This window comes from Centipeda sp. (in: firmicutes), from assembly GCF_057271695.1.
In genome coordinates this window covers 1-19,599 of record NZ_DBHIVL010000039.1, presented here as the reverse complement: position 1 = coordinate 19,599, position 19,599 = coordinate 1, and the positions used below count along the sequence as shown (strand labels likewise).

The following is a 19,599-nucleotide window of genomic DNA, read 5'->3' as shown; positions in this document are numbered from 1 at the left end:
CGGGCAAAAAAGATGCGTCAAGATGATGGTGCTGAATTTATCAGTGCTTCCTATATTTAGCGGATGTTCATGCGCTGCGCCTGCTCGCGCAGACGCGCAATGCGCTCCTGCGTATCGGGATGGGTCGAGAACAGGCTCTTGAACGAGATGTCACGTCCCGTCAGCGGGTTGATGATGCACATGTGCGCGGTCGCGGGGGTCGCCTCGGGCAGCGGTGCGCCGTGAACGGCGTAGTACTCGATCTTCTCGAGTGCTGCGGCGAGGTAGTTCGGGTTGCCGCAGATCTCTGCGCCGCCCTCATCCGCACTGTACTCACGCGAGCGCGAGATCGCCATCTGGATGAGTGCCGCCGCAATCGGCGCGATGATCGCCGTTGCGATGAGCCCGATGATGCCGCCGCCATTGTCGTCATCGCTCGAACGTCCACTGCCGAAGATCGCCGCCCACTGGGCAATGCTCGCGGCATAGGAGATGACCGTCGCCATCGTCGCCGCGATGGTCGAGATGAGGATGTCACGGTGCTTGACGTGCGCGAGCTCATGTCCGAGCACGCCCGAGATTTCATTGTAGTCGAGCGCACGCATCAGTCCCGTCGTGACGGCAACTGCCGCATTCGACGGGTTGCGCCCCGTAGCAAATGCATTCGGCGCATCCTCGTTGATGATGTAGACACGCGGCATGGGCAGCTCCGCACGTCCCGCGAGTTTCTCCACCAGTCCGTAAAGCTCCGGCGCACTCGATCGGTCGACCTCCTGCGCGTTATACATGCTGAGCACCATGCGGTCGGAGAACCAGTATGAGAAAAAGTTCATGCCGAGCGCGATGACAAGCATGACAGTCATGCCCGTGTGACCCGCGAACGCGCCGCCGAGGGCAACCATGAGAGCCATCAGAAGTGCCATGAGCATTGTGGTCTTGATTGAGTTCATAGGCAAATATCTCCTTCGTTCGATATACTCTTTGTCCTTTTGACTATATCATACAAAACAATTATGGAAAAAGGATGAAATATTTTCAACAATCTCTGCAAACATGATGTGAGCCCCACGCGAACGACTCGTTACACAAGTGATCGCGTGGAGCTGGCACAGGGATCTCGTGTTATATTGTCTCAAAGTTGACAAATTTTGCGTCGAAGATGCCGTCGATCGCAAGCACACGCGCAAGCGTATCATCGGGGATGTCATGGTCGATCGTGAGTGCCATGATGCTCATGCCCTCGCGCTTCGACTTGCCGACCTGCATCGACGAGATATTGATGCCCGCCTCGCCCATGATCGAGCCGACCGTGCCGATGACACCGGGACGGTTGATATGCGGACAGATGAGGAGACGTTCGTGCGGGTCGATGTCCACACGGAAGCCGTTGATCCGTACGATGCGCCCCTCCGTACCGAAGAGCGTGCCCTGTACCTCTGCCGTACCCGCTTCTGCTGTGCCCGCCGCTGTCGTGACACGCACGGTGATGAGCGTCGAATAGTGCGACGTTTCCTTTTCCTTGATCTCCGTCACCTTGATGCCGCGCGACTTCGCAACACTCGGCGCATTGACGTAGTTGATCTCGCTCTCAAGGATGGGATTGAGCATCCCCTTGAGGAGTGCCGTCGTGAGAAAGCTCGTGTTGACCTCCGTGATCTCACCGTTGTAGACAACCTCCACATGAGAGATGGGCCCTTCGGCGAGCGAGCAAACGGTGCAGCCGAGCTGCTCCGCGAGTGTGATGTAGGGGCGAATGACGCGCATGACTTCCTTCGAAACAGGAGCCATGTTGACCGCCGCCGTCACGGGTTCGCCGCGCAGAGCCGCACGAATGCCCTCCGCGACATCGACAGACACACCGATCTGTGCCTCCACCGTGGACGCGCCGAGATGCGGCGTGAGCACGATGCCCGGAACGCCGCGCAGCGGATGATCCTCCGCGAGCGGCTCGCTCTCGAACACATCGATTGCCGCCCCCGCGACGATCCCATCCTTGACCGCCGCCGCCAAATCACTTTCGTTGATAATGCCGCCGCGCGCGCAGTTGACGAGGCGCACGCCCTTCTTCATCTTACGCAGCTCAGGCATCGAGATCATGCCGCGCGTCTCCTTCGTCAGCGGCATATGTACCGTGATAAAGTCCGCCGCTGCAAAGATGTCGTCGAGCGTTCCGACGGTCACGCCGAGTGCCTTTGCACGCTCCTCATTGATGTACGGGTCATACGCAATGATGTTCATATCAAAGGCGAGCGCACGCTTTGCAACACCGCTGCCGATGCGCCCCATGCCGATCACGCCGAGCGTCTTGCCGCGCAGCTCCACACCGACGAACGATTTGCGATCCCACGCCCCCGCGTGCATCGTCGCATCCGCCGCAGGGATCTTGCGTGCGAGCGAGAGCATCATCGCCATCGTGTGCTCCGTCGCGGCGATTGTATTGCCGCCCGGCGAGTTGATGACAATGATACCGCGCTCCGTCGCCGCCTTTACGTCGATGTTGTCCACGCCGACACCTGCGCGTCCGATGATCTTGAGTTTATCGGCGCGCGCGAGCACATCCGCCGACACCTTCGACGCGGAGCGCACCATGAGCGCATCGTAGTCACCGATGATCTCCACGAGTTCCTCATGCGAAATCTTGTCTCGCACATCGACCTCATACTCCGCCAGCAGCCCGATCCCCTCGGGCGAAATCCCATCCGCAGCCAAAATCTTCATCCGTAAGCCCTCCCATGCGGCACAGCACCGCAGTCTATTTGCACAGTGTAAGCTTCATTATAGACAAAAGGGGCGACGTGTGTCAAATGTTTGAAAAACGCCGATAAATTCACGTATATTCATATCTTTACGCTTCGGTTGACAATCTTCTTCCATGGGCGATATACTAAGAATCATTGTCTGACAGATAAATGATAAAAAACAATAGACCACCTCAAAAACCTACAATATAATGGAGCATCTATGACGTACAAGACCATCCTCGGGCGGTGTCTGCAATTCATCCCCGTCTTTTTCGGCATCACCCTGCTTTCCTTCGGACTCATCTACATCGCCCCCGGCGATCCCGTCGGCATCCGGCTCTCGGCGGGCGGCATCGCCGCCGATCCGCAGCTCGTGGAGCGGATGCGTACGGAGATGGGTCTCGATCAGCCCTTTCTCGTGCAATACGGACACTGGCTCATCCATTTCCTCCAAGGCGATATGGGCAAATCCTACATCACCGATCTGCCTGTCGCTGCAACATTTTGGAAGGCACTCCCCTACACACTCCGTATGGCGGGTACGGCGATGGGGCTCACACTCCTCATCTCCCTGCCGCTCGGCATCGCCATCGCCGCGTGCCGCAACAGCCGCATGGACTATGTCGTTCGCTTTCTCACATTCGTCCTGAATGCAACGCCCGGCTTTATCATCGGGATTGTCCTCATGTTTATCTTTTCCTATCGGCTCGGATGGATTCCCGTACTCGCAACGACGAAGCCGATCGGCATGATCCTGCCCGCGCTGACGCTTGGACTCGTCATGTCCTCACGCTACATCCGTCAGATTCGTGCAGCGGCACTCGACGAACTGGCAAAGGACTATGTGATCGGGCTGCGCGCACGCGGCATCACGGAGCGCGTGATCCTCGCCCGCAATGTCCTGAAGAATATCATGGTCATTGTCATCACGCTCACGGGCATCTCCATCGGTTCGCTCCTCGGCGGCACGGTGATTATTGAGACCATCTTTAACTGGCCTGGCATCGGCAGCCTCATCATGGGGGCAATCGGGAATCGCGACTATCCCGTCATTCAGGCGGTTGTCGTCTGGATGGCACTCGCATTCTTCCTTGTAAATCTCATCGCCGACCTCTCCTATCGTTATTTCAATCCGAAAATCAAGGATCTCTAAATGATGAACTTCTTTCTGCAAACGCCGTTCCTCTTTCGCACATTCGCGCTCCTCGCGGCACTTATCCTCATCGTAAGCCTCTTCTCCGCGCAGCTTGCCCCCTATGACCCGTATGTGACCGATCCGCAGCTGATCCTAAAGGCACCGTCTGCAGAGCATCTCCTCGGCACGGACAACTACGGCAGGGACATCCTCTCGCGCATTCTCGCGGGTGGAAAGACGAGCATCTTTGCCGCGCTCTTCATCATTCTCGTCGCCGGCTCGCTCGGCAGTCTCATCGGACTGCTCGCGGGCTACTACCGGGGGCGGATGGATGCAATGCTGATGCGCGTAACCGACATCTTTCAGGCATTTCCGGACATTGTCCTTGCCATTGCGGTTGCGGGTGTGCTCGGCGGCGGACTTGTGAACGCCGTACTCGCACTCATCCTTACGACATGGACACAGTACGCGCGTATTGCGCGGAGCGCAGCGGTCGCGGCAAAGGAGGAGACATACATACAGGCGGCACGCCTCTCAGGGTGCAGCGATGTGCGAATCCTCTTTGGACACATCCTGCCGAACATCGCGGGGCCGCTCGTCGTCACCGCTGTGCTTCATGTCAGCTCTATGATGATGGGGCTAGCGGGGCTGTCCTACCTCGGCATTGGGGTTCAAATCCCCGCAGCGGAGTGGGGCGCGATGATCAGCGAGGGGCAGAAGTATCTCCAACAGGCACCGTGGGCAGCACTCGCACCGAGCGCGGTGATGGTCGCCGTCATGATGGTGTTCAATATGTTTGGCGATCAGCTGCGTGACCTGCTCGATCCCAAGATGCGGGAAAAACGAGTGTAACGTACAGACAGATTATCTGTATGGATGCTGTGTAATGCCTCAAAGCGAACCCTAGTGAAGCAAGTGAGTAAAGAGTGCGTTTCGCCCCCTGCGGATTTCTTTCGTTCAAGCGAAGCGCGTTTAAGAAGTCCGCAGGTATTTAGGCGAATAAGTACACGATCACTTGCGTAACTAAGCGTTCGCGTGAGGCTTACACAGCGCATACAGCATCTCTGATAAATATTTTTTCAGGAGGATTCCCATGAACAAAACACTGAAACGTCTCTGCGCCGCGCTCCTGCTCGCCGTTCCGCTCACGATGAGCGGCTGCGGCGGCTCGGATCAGGCGGCAGACAGCAAGAAAATCGTGCGCGTCGGCGGCACAGTCGCCGTGACGAGCTCGATGGATCCCGCGAAGGAGTGGCTCGGCTGGTACACTGTGCGCTACGGTGTCGGCGAAACACTCTTCCGTCTCGACGACAGTATGAAGCCGCAGCCGTGGCTCGCCGAAAAGGCGGAGAATGTCGAGCCGACGGTCTGGCGCATCACACTGAAGGACAATGTCACCTTCTCGAACGGCGAGAAGATGACGGCGGACAAGGTCATCGCCTCGCTCAAACGCACGGCGGAGACGAATGACCGCGCCGCATGGCTGAAGGATGCAGAGTACACGGCAGAGGGAAATGTCCTCACGATCCGTACGAAAGCGCCGTATGCGACCCTCGTCAACGATCTCTGCGACCCGTACGCTGTCATCGTCGATGTTGCAGGCACGAAGGACTTTGAGAATGCGCCCATCTGCACGGGTCCCTTTGTTATGAGCAGCTTTGAGGCGGACAAGCACGCCGTCATGACGAAGAACCCGAAGTATTGGGGCGGTGACGTGAAGGTCGACGAGGTCGAGTATACGAAGATCGCAGACTTCAACACGCTTGCAATGGCACTGCAGGGCGATGAGATTGACGTAGCACTGGATCTCAGCCCCGAGACGGCAGAGACGATTGCGGCGAATGACAAGTTTACGGTTGTCAAGACACCGCAGACGCGCACCTATCAACTCTACATGAACCTCGATAAGCTCACCGATCCTGCGGTTCGTCAGGCGATCATGTACGGTGTCGACAAAAAGACCATCGGCGACCAGTACCTCAAGGGCGCAATGACAGCGTCGAACAGTGCGTTCCTCGCCTCCACGCCCTATGGCGATCCCGCACTCAAGGCACGCTCCTACGATCCCGAAAAGGCAAAGCAGGTGCTCGCGGCGGCAGGATATACGGACACGAACGGCGACGGCATTGTCGAAAAGAACGGACAGCCGCTGACCGTCGAGATGGGCGTCTACAAACGTCTCTTCAACGAGAACATCACGACGGAGATGCAGGCACAGCTCAAGAAAATTGGCATTAACGTCAACATCGTTTCACATGAGAAATCGAATTACTACAAGGCGGGCGAATACGAGAGCGGTCTTTACTCCGTCATCACCATGCCAACGGGCGACCCGTATGCATTCCTGCGTGACGTGCTGAGCGCAAAGGGTGTCGCCAACTTTGGACACTACACGAACCCCGTGGTCGAACAGGCACTTGCGGATTTGCCGAACACGTTTGATCCCGCGAAGCGCATTGAACTTGCCAACCGCATTCAGCAGCAGGTCATCGACGATGCGGCGATGGACTTCATCGGGTTCAACAATATGCAGGTCGGTATCTCGAAGAAGGTCACGGGTTTCCTCTCCACGCCGAGTGACTACTATCATGTAACAAAGGATCTGGATAAGAAGTGAGCGCACACACAGCGGAGCAGCGTCATGCAGGAACTCTTACGAATTGACCATTTGACTGCGGGATACGGCGGCACCACCGTCATTGAGGACATCAGCATCAGCCTTCACACGGGCGAGGTGCTTGGCATTGTCGGCGAGAGCGGCAGCGGCAAATCCACTCTGCTCAAGGCAATCGCGCAGATCCGAGGACTCTCCACCGAGATTCACGCGGGTACGGTCTCCTTTGACACGAAGAACCTCGCCGTACTCTCCGAGGGAGAACGGCGCAGACTACGCGGCGAGGAGATCGCAATGGTGTTTCAGTATGCAGGTGCATCGCTGAACCCTACGCGGCAGATTGGCACGCAGCTCGTTGAGACGATGCGTGCACACACCGATCTGTCGCGTGAGGAAATCTACGCACGCGCGGCAGAAGTATTCGGCGGCATGGGATTTTCCGATGTGCGTCGTATCCTCGCAACCTATCCGTTCGAGCTGTCGGGCGGCATGGCACAGCGCGCCGCCATCGCACTCGCGGTCATCCTGCGCCCGCAGCTCCTCCTCGCCGATGAGCCGACCTCGGCACTCGATGCGACGATCCAGCTGCAAGTCCTCGACGAGCTGCGTGCGCTCAAGGAGCGCACGGGGACGGCAATCCTCCTCATCACGCACAACATCGGCGTCGTGCGGCACATCGCTGACCGCGTCGCCGTCATGTGCAAAGGGAAGATCGTCGAGCAGGGCAGCGTGAATGAGGTGCTCGGAAACCCGCAGCATCCCTATACACAGGAACTCCTTGCAGCCGTACCGAAGATGTCCGCCACGACACATACGGACTGCGACCACAGAGATCATGCAGAGGATGCCGTTGCCTCCCCCACTCTTACGGGAGAGGCAGACTGCGTAAGCAGTGATGGACGTTCATCTCCTCTCCTGCGCTTTGACAACGTCTCCATGCACTTTGATGATGCAGGAGGACGCGTACAAGCAATCGACGGCATCTCCTTTTCCCTTGCGCGGCGCGAGCTTCTCGGCATTGTCGGCGAGAGCGGCAGCGGCAAATCTACCATTGCAAAACTACTCACGGGGCTGCATACGGCAACGGGCGGCAGCATCCTCCTCGACGGCAGGGACATCACCCGCGCCCGAGGAAAGGAGCGGCGTTCTCTTTACACCCGTATGCAGATGGTCTTTCAAGACGCAGTGGGTTCGTTCAATCCGCGCCGCAGTATCGGCGCGATGATCGGTGAGACCATCTGCCGCCTGTGTACACCTGATGAACGCGATACCAAGCGGCGCGTTGCCGAACTCCTCACAGAGGTGGGACTGCCCGCCGCCTACGCAGACCGCTATCCGCACGAGATGAGCGGCGGCGAGTGCCAGAGAGCGGCGATTGCGCGGGCGATGGCAGTTCATCCCGAAATCCTCATCTGCGACGAGGCAACCTCGGCACTCGACGTGTCCGTACAGGCAAAGATCATCTCCCTCCTCCTGCATCTGCAGCAGGAACACAGCATGAGTCTCCTCTTCATCTCACACGATCTGCCGCTCGTCAGCTCCATCGCCGACCGCGTCCTCATCATGCAGAATGGACGCATCGTCGAGCAGGGCGAGACCAGCCGCGTCCTCAGAGAACCAAGCGAGGACTACACGCGAAATCTCCTGCGGGCGGCATTATAGGAAGCACTGATAAATTCAGCTTTATCAGCGATTCCTTACCCCATTATACAAAGCATAACGAGGGGGCTCGCACGAATATTATTTCGTGCGAGCCCCCTCGTTTATATCATTCTATTTTTCTTACACAGCAGCGGCTTCGGGCACATTCACCTCAATGCCAAACATTGCCATATCGTCCTCAACATTCGTGATGCCGCCGATGCCGAAAGTCTCGACGAGTACCTTTGCGACATTCGGAGAGAGGAATGCGGGAAGTGTGGGACCGAGGTGGATGTTCTTCACGCCGAGGTGGAGCAGTGCGAGGAGAACAATCACCGCCTTCTGCTCGTACCACGCGATGTTATACGCAATCGGGAGCTTGTTCACATCATCCAGACCGAATACTTCTTTGAGCTTCAGCGCGATGAGTGCAAGCGAATAGGAGTCGTTGCACTGCCCCGCATCGAGCACGCGCGGGATACCGCCGATGTCGCCGAGATCCTTCTTGATGTACTTGTACTTCGCGCAGCCCGCCGTGAGAATGACCGTGTCGTGCGGCAGAGCCTCGGCGAACTCACCGTAGTACTCACGCGACTTCATGCGGCCGTCACAGCCTGCCATAACGACGAACTTCTTGATCGCACCGCTCTTGACCGCCTCGACAACTTTGTCCGCGACGGCAAAGACCTGCTCATGCGCGAAGCCGCCGACGATCTCGCCCGTCTCCAACTCCGTCGGAGGCGCACACTTCTTCGCACACTCAATGACGGGCGTAAAGTCCTTCTCTCCGTTCACGAGAGGAATGTGCGTGCAGCCCGGCACGCCAACCGCAGCCGTTGTGAAGAGACGATCCTTATAGCTGTCCTTCGGCGGAACGACACAGTTCGTCGTCATGAGGATCGCGCCGTTAAACTTCTCGAACTCCTCTTTCTGCAGCCACCATGCGTTGCCGTAGTTGCCGACGAGATTGTCGTACTTCTTAAATGCGGGGTAGTAATGCGCGGGAATCATCTCGCCGTGCGTATAGACATCGACCCCCGTGTCCTTCGTCTGCTCCAAGAGTCGCTCGAGATCCTTGAGGTCATGCCCCGAGATGAGAATACCAGGGCGGTTTCCGACACCGAGCTTCACCTTCGAGATCTCGGGATGTCCGTATGTGCTTGTGTTCGCGCCATCGAGCAGAGCCATACCGTCCACGCCCCACTTGCCTGTCTCAAGCACAAGTGCCGTCAGCGCGTCGCCGTCCATCGTATCGTCGAGAAGCTGCGCAAGCGCACGCTGCATGAACGCATCGATCTCCTCGTTCTCGTGGCCGAGTGCATTCGCATGCTCAACGTAGGCGGACAGCCCCTTCAGGCCGTACATCGTCAGCTCGCGCAGACTGCGGACATCCTCGTTCTCCGTCGCAAGCACGCCGACCGTCTTTGCCTTTGCCTCATAGTCCGCACGCGGAGCCGTCCAATGTGCCGCCTCGGGCAGCTTCGATGCATCGGCAAGCTGCGCGAGCAGATCCGACTTCAGCGCAAGTGTCTCCTCGATTACGTCGATGATCGCCTCACGGTCGAAGTTCGCATTCGTGATCGTAATGAAGAGATTCATCGTCACGCGGTGGTTGACCTCGATCGCAACCTTCTTGCCCTCTGCGCGCAGTGCCGTCGTCACAGCACCGAGCCCCTTCGTCACATAGACAAGCAGATCCTGCATCTCCGCGACATCCGGCTTCTTGCCGCAGACCCCCTGCACCGTGCAGCCCTTGCCGCCCGCAGTCTCCTGACACTGATAACAAAACATTTTAGCATCCATGAGAAACTCTCCTTTGCTGTCATATACAATACACATTTGTTGTGTTGATTATAGCAAAGGAGTCTCTCCATAGACGTAACATATGTTACCAGTCAATAATCAATAGAAATTCTCAACTTCTTACAACAGCAGCAAACTAATCGTTTTTTTTGACCGATTTATGCAGGAAAAATCTGCATTTCCAAACTATCATATCATCATAGGCTGCAATATGCGGCAACGGATTGTATCGTAGCAGAAAAGGAGCAGGGTCATGGGTGAGATTTTTCCAAACATCCCTCAGATTCCATTTGAGGGCACAGACAGCAAGAACAAGCTGGCATTCAAGTATTATGATGCAAAGCGCGTAATTCTTGGAAAACCGATGGAGGAGCATCTGCGCTTTGCGATGGCATGGTGGCACAACCTCTGCGCGACGGGCGTAGACATGTTTGGTGCAGGGACAGCAGACAAGTGCTTCCACGCGAAACCAGGTACGATCGAACATGCGAAAGCGAAAGTAGATGCCGGCATTGAGTTCATGCAGAAGCTCGGCATCAAATACTACTGCTTCCACGATGCGGATATGGTGCCCGAGGATCCGACGGATATCAATGAGACAAATCGCCGCCTCGACGAGGTGACGGACTACCTCCTCGAAAAGACGAAGGGAACGGGCATCAAGGCACTCTGGACGACGGCGAATATGTTCAGCAATCCGCGCTTCATGAACGGCGCAGGCAGCAGCAACTCCGCCGATGTCTTCTGCTTTGCCGCAGCACAGGCGAAAAAGGGCATTGAGCTCGCCGTCAAGCTCGGTGCACAGGGCTATGTGTTCTGGGGGGGGCGCGAGGGCTATGAGACGCTGCTCAACACGGATATGAAGCTGGAGCAGGACAACGTGGCACAACTCTTCCGCATGGCGCGCGACTACGGGCGCAAGATCGGCTTCACGGGCGACTTCTACATTGAACCGAAACCGAAAGAGCCGATGAAGCATCAGTATGACTTCGATGCGGCGACCGCGATTGGCTTCCTGCGCAAGTACGGCCTCGACAAGGATTTCCGCATGAACATCGAGGCGAACCACGCAACGCTCGCGGGGCACACGTTCCAGCATGAGCTGCGCGTCTCGGCGGTCAACGACATGATGGGCTCGGTCGATGCAAATCAGGGTGATCTGCTCCTCGGCTGGGATACGGATCAGTTCCCGTCGAACGTCTACGATACAACAATGGCGATGTACGAGATCCTCAAAGCCGGCGGCTTGCGCGGCGGACTCAATTTCGACGCGAAGAACCGTCGTCCGAGCAACACGGTCGAGGATATGTTCGAAGGATTCATTGTTGGTATGGATACGTTTGCACTCGGTCTCATCAAGGCGGCAGTACTCATCGAGGACGGACGCATCGACAGCTTCGTCAAGGAGCGTTATGCCAGCTACGAGACAGGTATCGGCAAAGAGATTCGCGAGGGCACGGCGACGCTCGAGTCCTGCGCCGCGCACGCGGCTGCAATGAAAGCTCCTGCCGATCCGGGTTCGGGCAGACAGGAATACTTAGAAGGTGTTGTGAACAACGTACTCTTCTCCGCTGGCTGCTGACAACCCGAATGCCCTCCATCGCTCACGCTGTACCCTCTCACTGCGGCGGGAGCGATGGAAAGCGAGGAGGCGCACACTGTCCTCGGACGAGAAAAAAGACTGAATACAGCCAAGGGAAACGGGTCTCGTTCGTCGAGAGACCCGTTTTTTTTGACGATATTCCGTCGGCGTGCATCCAAAATGCGTATCAAAGAGCTTCGTCAGATAGCGCACATCCGAGAACCCGCACGCAAGGCTGATCTCGAGGATGCGCTGATCGGTTGTCTCCACAAGGTGACAGGCGTGCTCGAAGCGCCGCTCGCGCAGATACTCTTGAAAGGACAGCCCCAGCATATCCTTGAAGAAATGCGACAGATAGGTCAGCGAGAGATGCTCCCGCCGCGCAATTTCTCCAAGCAGGAGCTTACGTTGATAGTTGGCCTCAATGTATTCGATGATGGAGAGCAGTCGATCGGCGCGCTCACGCTGCGGCAGATCATCCTCACAGCGCAGAACGGTGACGGACAGATGCGTGTGCAGCAGGGCGTAGAGTTCGCCGATGCAGCCGAGGCATCGGAACTCATAGCCCGTACCGCGCGCAAAGAACGCCGCCCCCAGCTCCATCAGAACCTCTGCCAGGCGCTGATACTGCGGCGAGCTCTGAGGAAATGCGGAGCGTAGTGATGCCCCTCCCCCATAGCGCAGATTCATCGCCTCCGGAAAGATGCGTGCAACAAGCTGCGGTGAAATCTGTGCAATCAGGAGCAGACCGTCTCCGCAGCCGCCCGAGAGGAAGCGATGCGGCTCCATGGGGTTGACGAGATAGAGCTCGCCGCGCCAGAGGCGCTGCTGCACGCCGCCCACCTCGATGAGTGCCGTCCCCTCGAGCACGATCCCGATCTCCATATCGTGATGGAGGTGCATCGTCCGCTCCTCCATGCGCACGAGGAATACATTCAGATCGCGCAGCTGCTCATAGGAAAAAGCATGTGTACCGGACATTGTTCTTCCCCTTCCAAAGATGGCGGGAATCCCCGATGGGACTCCCGCCATCTTCATATATTCTCAGTGCAGTTTTGGAAATACAGCCTTCAGCGCAGGATAGAGCAAGCGATACTTTTGATAGCGCTCCTCATAGCGCGCCGCAAGCGCCGACTCCGGCTCCACCGTCTCCACCACGCGCACGAGCGCGGCGGCAGCATCCGCAACGCTCGGATAGACACCGTGCGCAACCATCGCGAGCATTGCGCCGCCCATGCCGGGTCCCTGCTCCGAGGCGAGGATATCCAGCTTCACATTCATCACGTTCGCAAAGATCTTACGCCAGAGCGGTGACTTCGCTCCGCCGCCGCAGATCTTGCTCCGCTCGATCCGTATGCCGAGCTGACGCGCGACCTCGAGACTGTCCCGCATGCCGAACGCCACGCCCTCAAAGAGTGCCTGCACGATGTCGCGCCGCTCCGTATCGAGCGACATCCCAATGAATGCCGCGCGTGCATCCGTATCGTTGATCGGGCTGCGCTCCCCCATGAGATAGGGCAGGAAGAATACGGGATTGCGTCCGAGACGCTCCTCCGCGATCCCCTCCTGCTCCGCCACATAGTCCTCTGCGCCGAGTACCTTGTCCATGAGCCACTGATTACAGGAGGCGGCGCTCAGCATGACTCCCATCAGATGATAGTTCCCGTCCGCATGAGCAAAGGCGTGGAGCGCATTGTGCGGGTCTACGCCGAACTTCTCGCTCGTGATGAAGATCGTCCCCGACGTACCGATGGAGATGTTGCACGCGCCCTCGCCCACTGTGCCCGTCCCGACGGCGGCGGCGGCGTTGTCCCCCGCCCCTGCTGCAACGACAGTTTCTGCGGGCAGCCCGAGCCGCGCGGCGACCTCCGGCAGAAGCGTCCCGATGGGCGCATAGGACGTAAAGAGATGGGGCATCTGCCCCTCCGTCACACCGACAATCCGTAGCATCTCCTCCGACCAGCAGCCATGCTCCACATCGTAGAGCAGCGTCCCCGCCGCATCCGATGGCTCCGTCGCGTGCACACCCGTGAGCACATAGTTGATATAGTCCTTTGGCAGCATGATCTTTGCGATGCGCGCGAACAGTTCCGGCTCATGCTTTTTCATCCAGAGGAGCTTTGGCGCGGTGAATCCCGCAAAGGCAATATTTGCCGTTGCAGCACTCAGACGCTCCCGCCCGATCGTCTCGTTGAGGTAGTCCACCTCAGCCGCCGTCCGCCCATCGTTCCAGAGGATGGCGGCGCGGATCACGTGATCCTCGGCGTCGAGCACGACGAGTCCGTGCATCTGTCCACCCGCGCCGATACCCGCGACCTGCGCTGCATCAAATCCATCGAGCAGGGCGGGAATCCCCTCCTCCACCGCCCGCACCCATGCGGCGGGATCCTGCTCGCTCCACCCCGGCTTGGGAAAGGAAAGGGGGTAGTCACGTGAGACGATGTTCTTGATGTCGCCGGTTTCATCCATCAGCAGGAATTTGCACGCGGATGTCCCGAGGTCAATGCCGATATAAAGCATTGCAGCCCCTCCCCTCTTATTTCGTCGACTGGTTGTAGATATCGAACGCAACTGCGGCGAGGAGCACCATGCCCTTGATCGCCTGCTGCCAGTCGATGCCGACACCCATGATGGACATGCCATTGTTCAGCACGCCCATGACGAGACCGCCGACCACGGCCCCGATGATCGTACCGACGCCGCCCGAGGCGGATGCGCCGCCGATGTAGCACGCGGCAATCGCGTCCAGCTCGAACATCATGCCCGCCGACGGCGCCGCCGCATTGAGGCGCGCCGAGAAGACCAGCCCCGCAATCGCCGCCATCAGCCCCATGTTGACAAAGACGAGGAAGCGCACCCAGCGCGTCTTGATGCCGGAGAGCTGCGCCGCGCGCTCGTTGCCGCCAACCGCGTAGATGTGCCGGCCGAAGACCGTGCGGTTGCAGATGAACGAGCAGAGGGCGACGAGGAAGCCGAGCAGGATGAGGATGACGGGCAACCCCTTGAACTGATCGAGCCAGTAGCAGGAGATGAGGCTGACGAGGACGATGGCGGCACATTTTGATGCAAAGAGCGCCATGCTGTCCGCCGGGATGCCGTGACGGATGCGCTGATACCGCCCGTTCGCCACGAGGTAGATGCCAATGGCGGCAATGATGATCCCGACGAGCATCGTGCTCATCGGGATCGCACCGATGACGGGAATATCCGCGAGAAACCGCTGTGCGACGAATTGATAGCTCTCGGGGAACGGCGAGAGTGTATTGCCGTCCAAAATAATCATTGTCGCGCCGCGAAAGAGCAACATGCCTGCAAGGGTGACGATGAAGGCGGGCACGCGTATGAACGCAATCCAGAACCCCTGCCACGCCCCGATCAAAAGGCCGAGCGCAATGCAGGAAATAATCGTCACAGGCACGCTCATGCCCATGGAGACGATCATTGTCGCCGCCACCGCACCGATCACGGCGACCACCGAGCCGACCGAGAGATCGATGTCCCCCGTCAGGATGCAGGGCAGCATGCCGATTGCGAGGATGAGGATGTAGCTGTTCTGCATGATGAGCTTCGAGATGTTCATCGGCGCGAGCAGGACGCCGTCCGTACACCACTGAAAGAACAGGGCGATTGCAATCAGCGCGATGAACATGGCGTATTTGTGTACAGCGGTCTGCCAGATAGAAGCAGCGTTCAGACTGACCGCAGCAGTCTCTTTTTTCTCACTCACGTTATTTCCTCCTCCGCCCTTCAACCTGCCTTGCGGCGCGTGTTGCTCTGCATGATAAAGCGCATGATGCTTTCCTGTGACGCCTCCTCTGCAGGGAGTTCCCCTACGAAGCGCCCCTCGTTCATGACGTAGATGCGGTCGCTGATGCCGAGCACCTCCGGCAGCTCCGAGGAAATGACGAGGACGCATTTCCCCGCCGCCGCCAGCTCGTTGATGACGCAGTAAATCTCGTACTTTGCGCCCACATCAATGCCGCGCGTCGGCTCGTCGAGGATGAGTACGTCGGGATCGGCGTACAGCCAACGCGCGAGCATGACCTTCTGCTGATTGCCGCCCGATAGGTTGCGTGTCGCCTGATAGATGCCGGGCGCCTTGATGCGCAGTTTCTTCAGATACTCCTCGGCAACGCCGATCTCCTCCTCCGCACGGATTACCCCGCGCGAGGAGAGCCGCCCCAGCGTCGGCAGACTGATGTTCTCGCGGATGCTCTGCCCGAGGATCAGCCCCTGCCCCTTGCGATCTTCCGTGACGTAGGCAATGCCATTTGCAATCGCCTCACCCACGCTGTTTACCTGTATCTCTTTGCCATCCTTGAGGATCGTCCCTTTGATATTGCGTCCGTAGGATTTGCCAAAAATGCTCATCGCCAGCTCCGTACGTCCCGCGCCCATCAGTCCCGCGATGCCGACCACCTCGCCGCGCCGCAGGCGCAGATTCACGTGATCGACCACCTGACGACCTGCGATATAGGGCGACTCCACACACCAGTCCCGTACCTCGAGGCAGACCTCGCCGTTCTTCTGATTTTCGCGCGCAGGATAGCGGTCGGTAATCGCACGCCCAACCATCCCTTGGATGATACTCTCCTCCGTGATCTCATCCACATTCTTTTCGAGCGTCTCGATTGTGCGCCCGTCGCGGATCACCGTGATCTTGTCCGCCACGCGCGTGACCTCGTTCAGCTTGTGTGAGATGATAATCGCCGTCATGCCAAGACGCTCTCTGAGATCGAGGATGAGATCGAGCAGCTTCTCACTGTCGTCGTCGTTCAGTGCTGCCGTCGGCTCGTCGAGGATGAGGAGGCGCACATCCTTTGCAAGTGCCTTTGCAATCTCCACAAGCTGCTGCTTGCCGACGCCCATCTTGTTCACGGGCATTTCCGGCAGATCGTCCAGTCCAACGCGCGCCATGAGATCGACCGCGCGGCGGTGCACCTCCTCCCAGTCAATGACGCCGCGGCTTGCCTGTTCATTACCGAGGAAGATATTCTCCATGACCGAGAGATAGGGAATGAGTGCCAGTTCCTGATGAATGATAACGATGCCGACCCGCTCACTTTCGCGGATATTATGAAATTTGCACTCCTCCCCGTCATAGAGGATCTTCCCGCCATAAGTCCCGTAAGGGTATACGCCGCTCAGGACATTCATGAGCGTGGATTTGCCCGCGCCGTTCTCACCGACCAGTGCGTGGATCTCCCCCGCGCGCACGACGATATCCACCTTGTCGAGTGCGCGCACACCACCGGGAAAGACCTTTTCGATATTCTGCATTTCGAGCAGGATGTCCGCCATGTCATCCCTCCTAGTAAAGGAAGCACTGATAAATTCAGTCGCGCCATCTTAGCGCATCTTTTTTGCCCACACAACGCCTGCAAATCCTCCACATAGCCTCTGCTATGCGTCCGGTTTACCTCCTAGTTCGGACGAAAAAATCTACGCCAATCTGATGGTCTATTTTATCAGCGATTCCTAAAACGCCCTCTGCAGGCTTGGAAATCATTCCGCAGCACGGCAGAGGGCAGCATCACAATATATTTTTTACTTCTGCAGTTCCGCCTCAGTGTAGTAACCGGAGTCGATGAGCAGCTGCTTGTAGTTGGACTTGTCCACGAACTTCGGCTCGAGCAGGTACGAGGGCACAACCTTCACGCCGTTGTTGTAGTCCTTCGTATTGTTGACTTCGGGCTGCTGCTTCGCAAGGATTGCATCCACCATCTTCACGACCTGATCCGCAAGCGCACGCGTGTCCTTGAACACGGACATCGACTGCTCGCCCGCGACGATTGCCTTCACGTTCGGCAGATTCGCATCCTGTCCAGTGATGACGGGCATCGGGCGATCCGCCGTATTGTATCCTGCGGATTTCAGCGCTGACTGCACGCCAAGCGAAACGGAGTCGTTCGAGCAGAGCACCGCATCCAGCTTTGCACCTGTGTAGTACGTCGTCAGGATGTTGTCCATGCGCTCCTGTGCCTTTGCCTCATCCCAGTTCGGCGTTGCACACTGCTCGCGCGTCATCTGTCCCGAGCGGACGACAAGCTGTCCCTTGTCGATGTAGGGCTTCAGCACATCCATTGCACCGCCGAAGAAGAAGTTCACATTGTTGTCGTCCATCGGACCTGTCGAAATCTCAATATTGAAGGGTCCCTTGCCCTCGGCAAGCCCAAGACGATCAGCAATATACTGTCCCTGGATCTTACCGACGAGATAGTTGTCAAACGTCGCGTAGTAGCTGACCGCGTCCGTGTTCATGATGAGCCGGTCATAGGCGATGACCTCGACACCCGCGCTCTTTGCCTCGTTCAGTACGGATGAGAGTGCACTGCCGTCGATCGAGCCGACGACCAGCACCTTGCAGCCCTTCGTAATCATATTCTCGATCTGCGAGACCTGCGTCTCTACCTTGTTCTCCGCAAACTGCAGATCGACATCATAGCCCTTCTCACGGAGCTTCTTCTCCATGTTTGCGCCGTCCTGATTCCAGCGCTGCAGTGACTTCGTCGGCATCGAGACGCCCACCTTGACGCCCTTCGTGTCACCCGACGCTGCCTTGTCCGAGCCGCCGCAGCCGGCAAAGAATGCCGCCGTCATGACAGCCAGACCCGCGACGAGGAGTTTCTTGAATCTCATCCTTCATCAACCTCCTGACAAAAAGCCCTACTCATCTTCACAGGGAAATTCCCCGCCGTATGTGCTCGAACAATTTTCTTCTCTCAAACCAACAAGATATATCATTATATCTTATGATTCTATAAATGTGCTCGAGCACATTTATAGAATAACAGTGCACTACAGATTTGTCAAGTGTGAATTTCTCGAGTTTGCGCAAAATATTTGAAAAAAGATGGAGAATCGGTATAATGAGTGTATGTAAGGGGTGTGTATCATGATTACCATCAAACAGATCGCGGAGCTCTGCGGCGTGTCGCGCGGAACAGTTGACCGCGTCATCAATGGGCGGGGCAAGGTCAAGGAGGAGAAGCGGGTGCTCATTCTGAAAACCATGGCAGAGTTCGGCTACCAGCCGAATCCTGCGGCGCGCGCCCTCGTCTCACAGAAGCAGAGCCCCATCGCGGGCGTCATCATCTCCGCGAGCGAGATCCAATTCTTTGCCCCCATCATCGAGGCACTGCGCAAGGCGGCGGCATACTATGAGCGCTTCGGACTGCAGGTGCGCTGGCATCTGCTCACGGGCTACAGTGTCGCCGAGCAGTGTGCTGCCATCGCCGCCCTGCGCGCAGAAGGTGCTGAGGCGATCATCATCAACCCCATCAGCGATTCCGAGGTGATCGCCACCATCGAAAACGCCATTCACGACGGTATCTTTGTCATATCGCTCAACAACGACTTCGCCTCAAAAGAGCCTCATGTCTACGTTGGCAGCGATTACACGGCAGGTGGTCGCACGGCGGCGGTGCTTTTGCGCAAGATCTGCACGGGGCCTATCCACGCAGGCATCAGCTACAGCGGTGAGCGGATGCTCGGACACCATCAGCGCGTCGAGGGTTTCCGCAGCCGTCTCGCCGTGGAGGCGGACTGCAGCATTGTCGCCGTCATGAAGGACTCCGACGATGACATCCATGCCTACGAGGAAACCCTTCAAATGATCGACGCGCATCCCACGATGAACGCCTTCTTTATCGCTACCTCCGGCGGTGCACACGGCGTCTGCCAAGCACTTGTCAAACGAAAACGCGCTGACGACATCACCGTTGTCACCTTCGACATCATCCCCGCCATCCAGCGCGCCATGCAGCGGGGGATCATCAACGCCGCCATCTATCAGCATCCGCGCCGTCAGGGACAGGTCGCCATGCAGCTCGCCTACGACCGCATTATCAGCGGTATCCCGCCCACACGCAATGAATATATCATGCAGAATGAAATACGGATTCTTGAGAATCTGTAAATACACGAAAAACCCTTTCCTTTGTAGGCTTGCCGCAAAGGAAAGGGCTTTTTCAAGATATGTGTATAGGAATCGCTGTGAAGTGGTAAACTAAAACTGGACACAGAGGGGGTAGAAAATGGACACTGCTTAGTATCCTGTACACAGGATGACAGGCAGCGGACAGCCTATCTCCCGATGCAGACA

At 57.6% G+C, this 19,599-nt stretch carries 14 protein-coding genes and 1 pseudogene; 6 read left to right on the top strand and 9 right to left on the bottom strand.

Annotated features, from left to right (window positions below):
* Positions 1-56: 56 nt before the first annotated feature.
* Together htpX and serA are read right to left on the bottom strand one after the other, a co-directional pair.
* Complete coding sequence (gene htpX / locus ACO6BQ_RS07445) at positions 57-929, bottom strand: zinc metalloprotease HtpX (RefSeq protein ID WP_489120244.1); 873 nt, start codon at positions 927-929, stop codon at positions 57-59.
* Positions 930-1,101: 172 nt separating this feature from the next.
* A complete protein-coding gene (serA, locus tag ACO6BQ_RS07440; protein ID WP_489120243.1) occupies positions 1,102-2,697 on the bottom strand; it encodes a phosphoglycerate dehydrogenase in 1,596 nt (531 codons plus the stop codon).
* A 243-nt stretch (positions 2,698-2,940) separates the two neighbouring features.
* Here serA and ACO6BQ_RS07435 point away from each other — a divergent pair, with 243 nt between their 5' ends.
* From ACO6BQ_RS07435 to ACO6BQ_RS07420, 4 genes are all read left to right on the top strand, one after another.
* Positions 2,941-3,873, top strand: coding sequence for an ABC transporter permease (locus ACO6BQ_RS07435; protein WP_489120242.1), 933 nt, complete (start codon positions 2,941-2,943; stop codon positions 3,871-3,873).
* The gene (locus tag ACO6BQ_RS07430; RefSeq protein WP_489120241.1) at positions 3,874-4,707 is read left to right on the top strand and encodes an ABC transporter permease; all 834 of its coding nucleotides are present in this window, start codon (positions 3,874-3,876) and stop codon (positions 4,705-4,707) included.
* Positions 4,708-4,948: 241 nt separating this feature from the next.
* On the top strand, positions 4,949-6,472 hold the full coding sequence (locus tag ACO6BQ_RS07425) for an ABC transporter substrate-binding protein (RefSeq protein ID WP_489120240.1): 1,524 nt from the start codon (positions 4,949-4,951) through the stop codon (positions 6,470-6,472).
* A gap of 24 nt (positions 6,473-6,496) precedes the next feature.
* On the top strand, positions 6,497-8,131 hold the full coding sequence (locus ACO6BQ_RS07420; protein ID WP_489120239.1) for a dipeptide ABC transporter ATP-binding protein: 1,635 nt from the start codon (positions 6,497-6,499) through the stop codon (positions 8,129-8,131).
* A 120-nt stretch (positions 8,132-8,251) separates the two neighbouring features.
* Here the strand turns inward: ACO6BQ_RS07420 and hcp are convergent, their stop codons facing one another.
* Positions 8,252-9,913 carry a hydroxylamine reductase gene (gene hcp / locus ACO6BQ_RS07415; RefSeq protein WP_489120238.1) on the bottom strand — a complete coding sequence of 554 codons (1,662 nt, stop codon included), beginning with the start codon at positions 9,911-9,913 and terminating at the stop codon, positions 8,252-8,254.
* A 253-nt stretch (positions 9,914-10,166) separates the two neighbouring features.
* Here hcp and xylA point away from each other — a divergent pair, with 253 nt between their 5' ends.
* Positions 10,167-11,495 carry a xylose isomerase gene (gene xylA, locus ACO6BQ_RS07410; RefSeq protein WP_489120237.1) on the top strand — a complete coding sequence of 443 codons (1,329 nt, stop codon included), beginning with the start codon at positions 10,167-10,169 and terminating at the stop codon, positions 11,493-11,495.
* Here xylA and ACO6BQ_RS07405 read toward each other — a convergent pair.
* The 6 genes and pseudogenes from ACO6BQ_RS07405 to chvE form a co-directional block, all read right to left on the bottom strand.
* Positions 11,451-12,476, bottom strand: coding sequence for an AraC family transcriptional regulator (locus ACO6BQ_RS07405; RefSeq protein WP_489120236.1), 1,026 nt, complete (start codon positions 12,474-12,476; stop codon positions 11,451-11,453). The genes xylA and ACO6BQ_RS07405 overlap by 45 nt on opposite strands.
* Positions 12,477-12,539: 63 nt before the next feature.
* Entirely contained in the window at positions 12,540-14,015 is a 1,476-nt protein-coding gene (gene xylB, locus ACO6BQ_RS07400; protein WP_489120235.1) for a xylulokinase, read from the bottom strand.
* Between the two features lie 16 nt (positions 14,016-14,031).
* Positions 14,032-15,222 (bottom strand): multiple monosaccharide ABC transporter permease, encoded by a 1,191-nt coding sequence (mmsB, locus tag ACO6BQ_RS07395; RefSeq protein ID WP_489120234.1) that lies wholly within the window; start codon positions 15,220-15,222, stop codon positions 14,032-14,034.
* Positions 15,223-15,242: 20 nt separating this feature from the next.
* Positions 15,243-16,796, bottom strand: a complete 1,554-nt coding sequence (gene mmsA / locus ACO6BQ_RS07390) for a multiple monosaccharide ABC transporter ATP-binding protein (RefSeq protein ID WP_489120233.1) — start codon at positions 16,794-16,796, stop codon at positions 15,243-15,245.
* 17 nt (positions 16,797-16,813) lie between these two features.
* Positions 16,814-16,918: pseudogene (locus ACO6BQ_RS07385) on the bottom strand (secretion protein HlyD); the annotation flags it as partial.
* A 124-nt stretch (positions 16,919-17,042) separates the two neighbouring features.
* Entirely contained in the window at positions 17,043-18,134 is a 1,092-nt protein-coding gene (chvE, locus tag ACO6BQ_RS07380; protein ID WP_489120232.1) for a multiple monosaccharide ABC transporter substrate-binding protein, read from the bottom strand.
* Positions 18,135-18,390: 256 nt separating this feature from the next.
* On the opposite strand from chvE, the gene ACO6BQ_RS07375 reads away from it, so the two are divergent.
* A complete protein-coding gene (locus tag ACO6BQ_RS07375; protein ID WP_489120231.1) occupies positions 18,391-19,413 on the top strand; it encodes a LacI family DNA-binding transcriptional regulator in 1,023 nt (340 codons plus the stop codon).
* Positions 19,414-19,599: the final 186 nt, after the last annotated feature.

What these genes read in the sequence shown, in the direction of transcription:
- htpX (WP_489120244.1), bottom strand. Translation starts at nt 929, where the DNA reads ATGAACTCAATCAAGACCACAATGCTCATGGCACTTCTGATGGCTCTC.
- serA (WP_489120243.1), bottom strand. Translation starts at nt 2,697, where the DNA reads ATGAAGATTTTGGCTGCGGATGGGATTTCGCCCGAGGGGATCGGGCTG.
- ACO6BQ_RS07435 (WP_489120242.1), top strand. Translation starts at nt 2,941, where the DNA reads ATGACGTACAAGACCATCCTCGGGCGGTGTCTGCAATTCATCCCCGTC.
- ACO6BQ_RS07430 (WP_489120241.1), top strand. Translation starts at nt 3,874, where the DNA reads ATGATGAACTTCTTTCTGCAAACGCCGTTCCTCTTTCGCACATTCGCG.
- ACO6BQ_RS07425 (WP_489120240.1), top strand. Translation starts at nt 4,949, where the DNA reads ATGAACAAAACACTGAAACGTCTCTGCGCCGCGCTCCTGCTCGCCGTT.
- ACO6BQ_RS07420 (WP_489120239.1), top strand. Translation starts at nt 6,497, where the DNA reads ATGCAGGAACTCTTACGAATTGACCATTTGACTGCGGGATACGGCGGC.
- hcp (WP_489120238.1), bottom strand. Translation starts at nt 9,913, where the DNA reads ATGGATGCTAAAATGTTTTGTTATCAGTGTCAGGAGACTGCGGGCGGC.
- xylA (WP_489120237.1), top strand. Translation starts at nt 10,167, where the DNA reads ATGGGTGAGATTTTTCCAAACATCCCTCAGATTCCATTTGAGGGCACA.
- ACO6BQ_RS07405 (WP_489120236.1), bottom strand. Translation starts at nt 12,476, where the DNA reads ATGTCCGGTACACATGCTTTTTCCTATGAGCAGCTGCGCGATCTGAAT.
- xylB (WP_489120235.1), bottom strand. Translation starts at nt 14,015, where the DNA reads ATGCTTTATATCGGCATTGACCTCGGGACATCCGCGTGCAAATTCCTG.
- mmsA (WP_489120233.1), bottom strand. Translation starts at nt 16,796, where the DNA reads ATGGCGGACATCCTGCTCGAAATGCAGAATATCGAAAAGGTCTTTCCC.
- chvE (WP_489120232.1), bottom strand. Translation starts at nt 18,134, where the DNA reads ATGAGATTCAAGAAACTCCTCGTCGCGGGTCTGGCTGTCATGACGGCG.
- ACO6BQ_RS07375 (WP_489120231.1), top strand. Translation starts at nt 18,391, where the DNA reads ATGATTACCATCAAACAGATCGCGGAGCTCTGCGGCGTGTCGCGCGGA.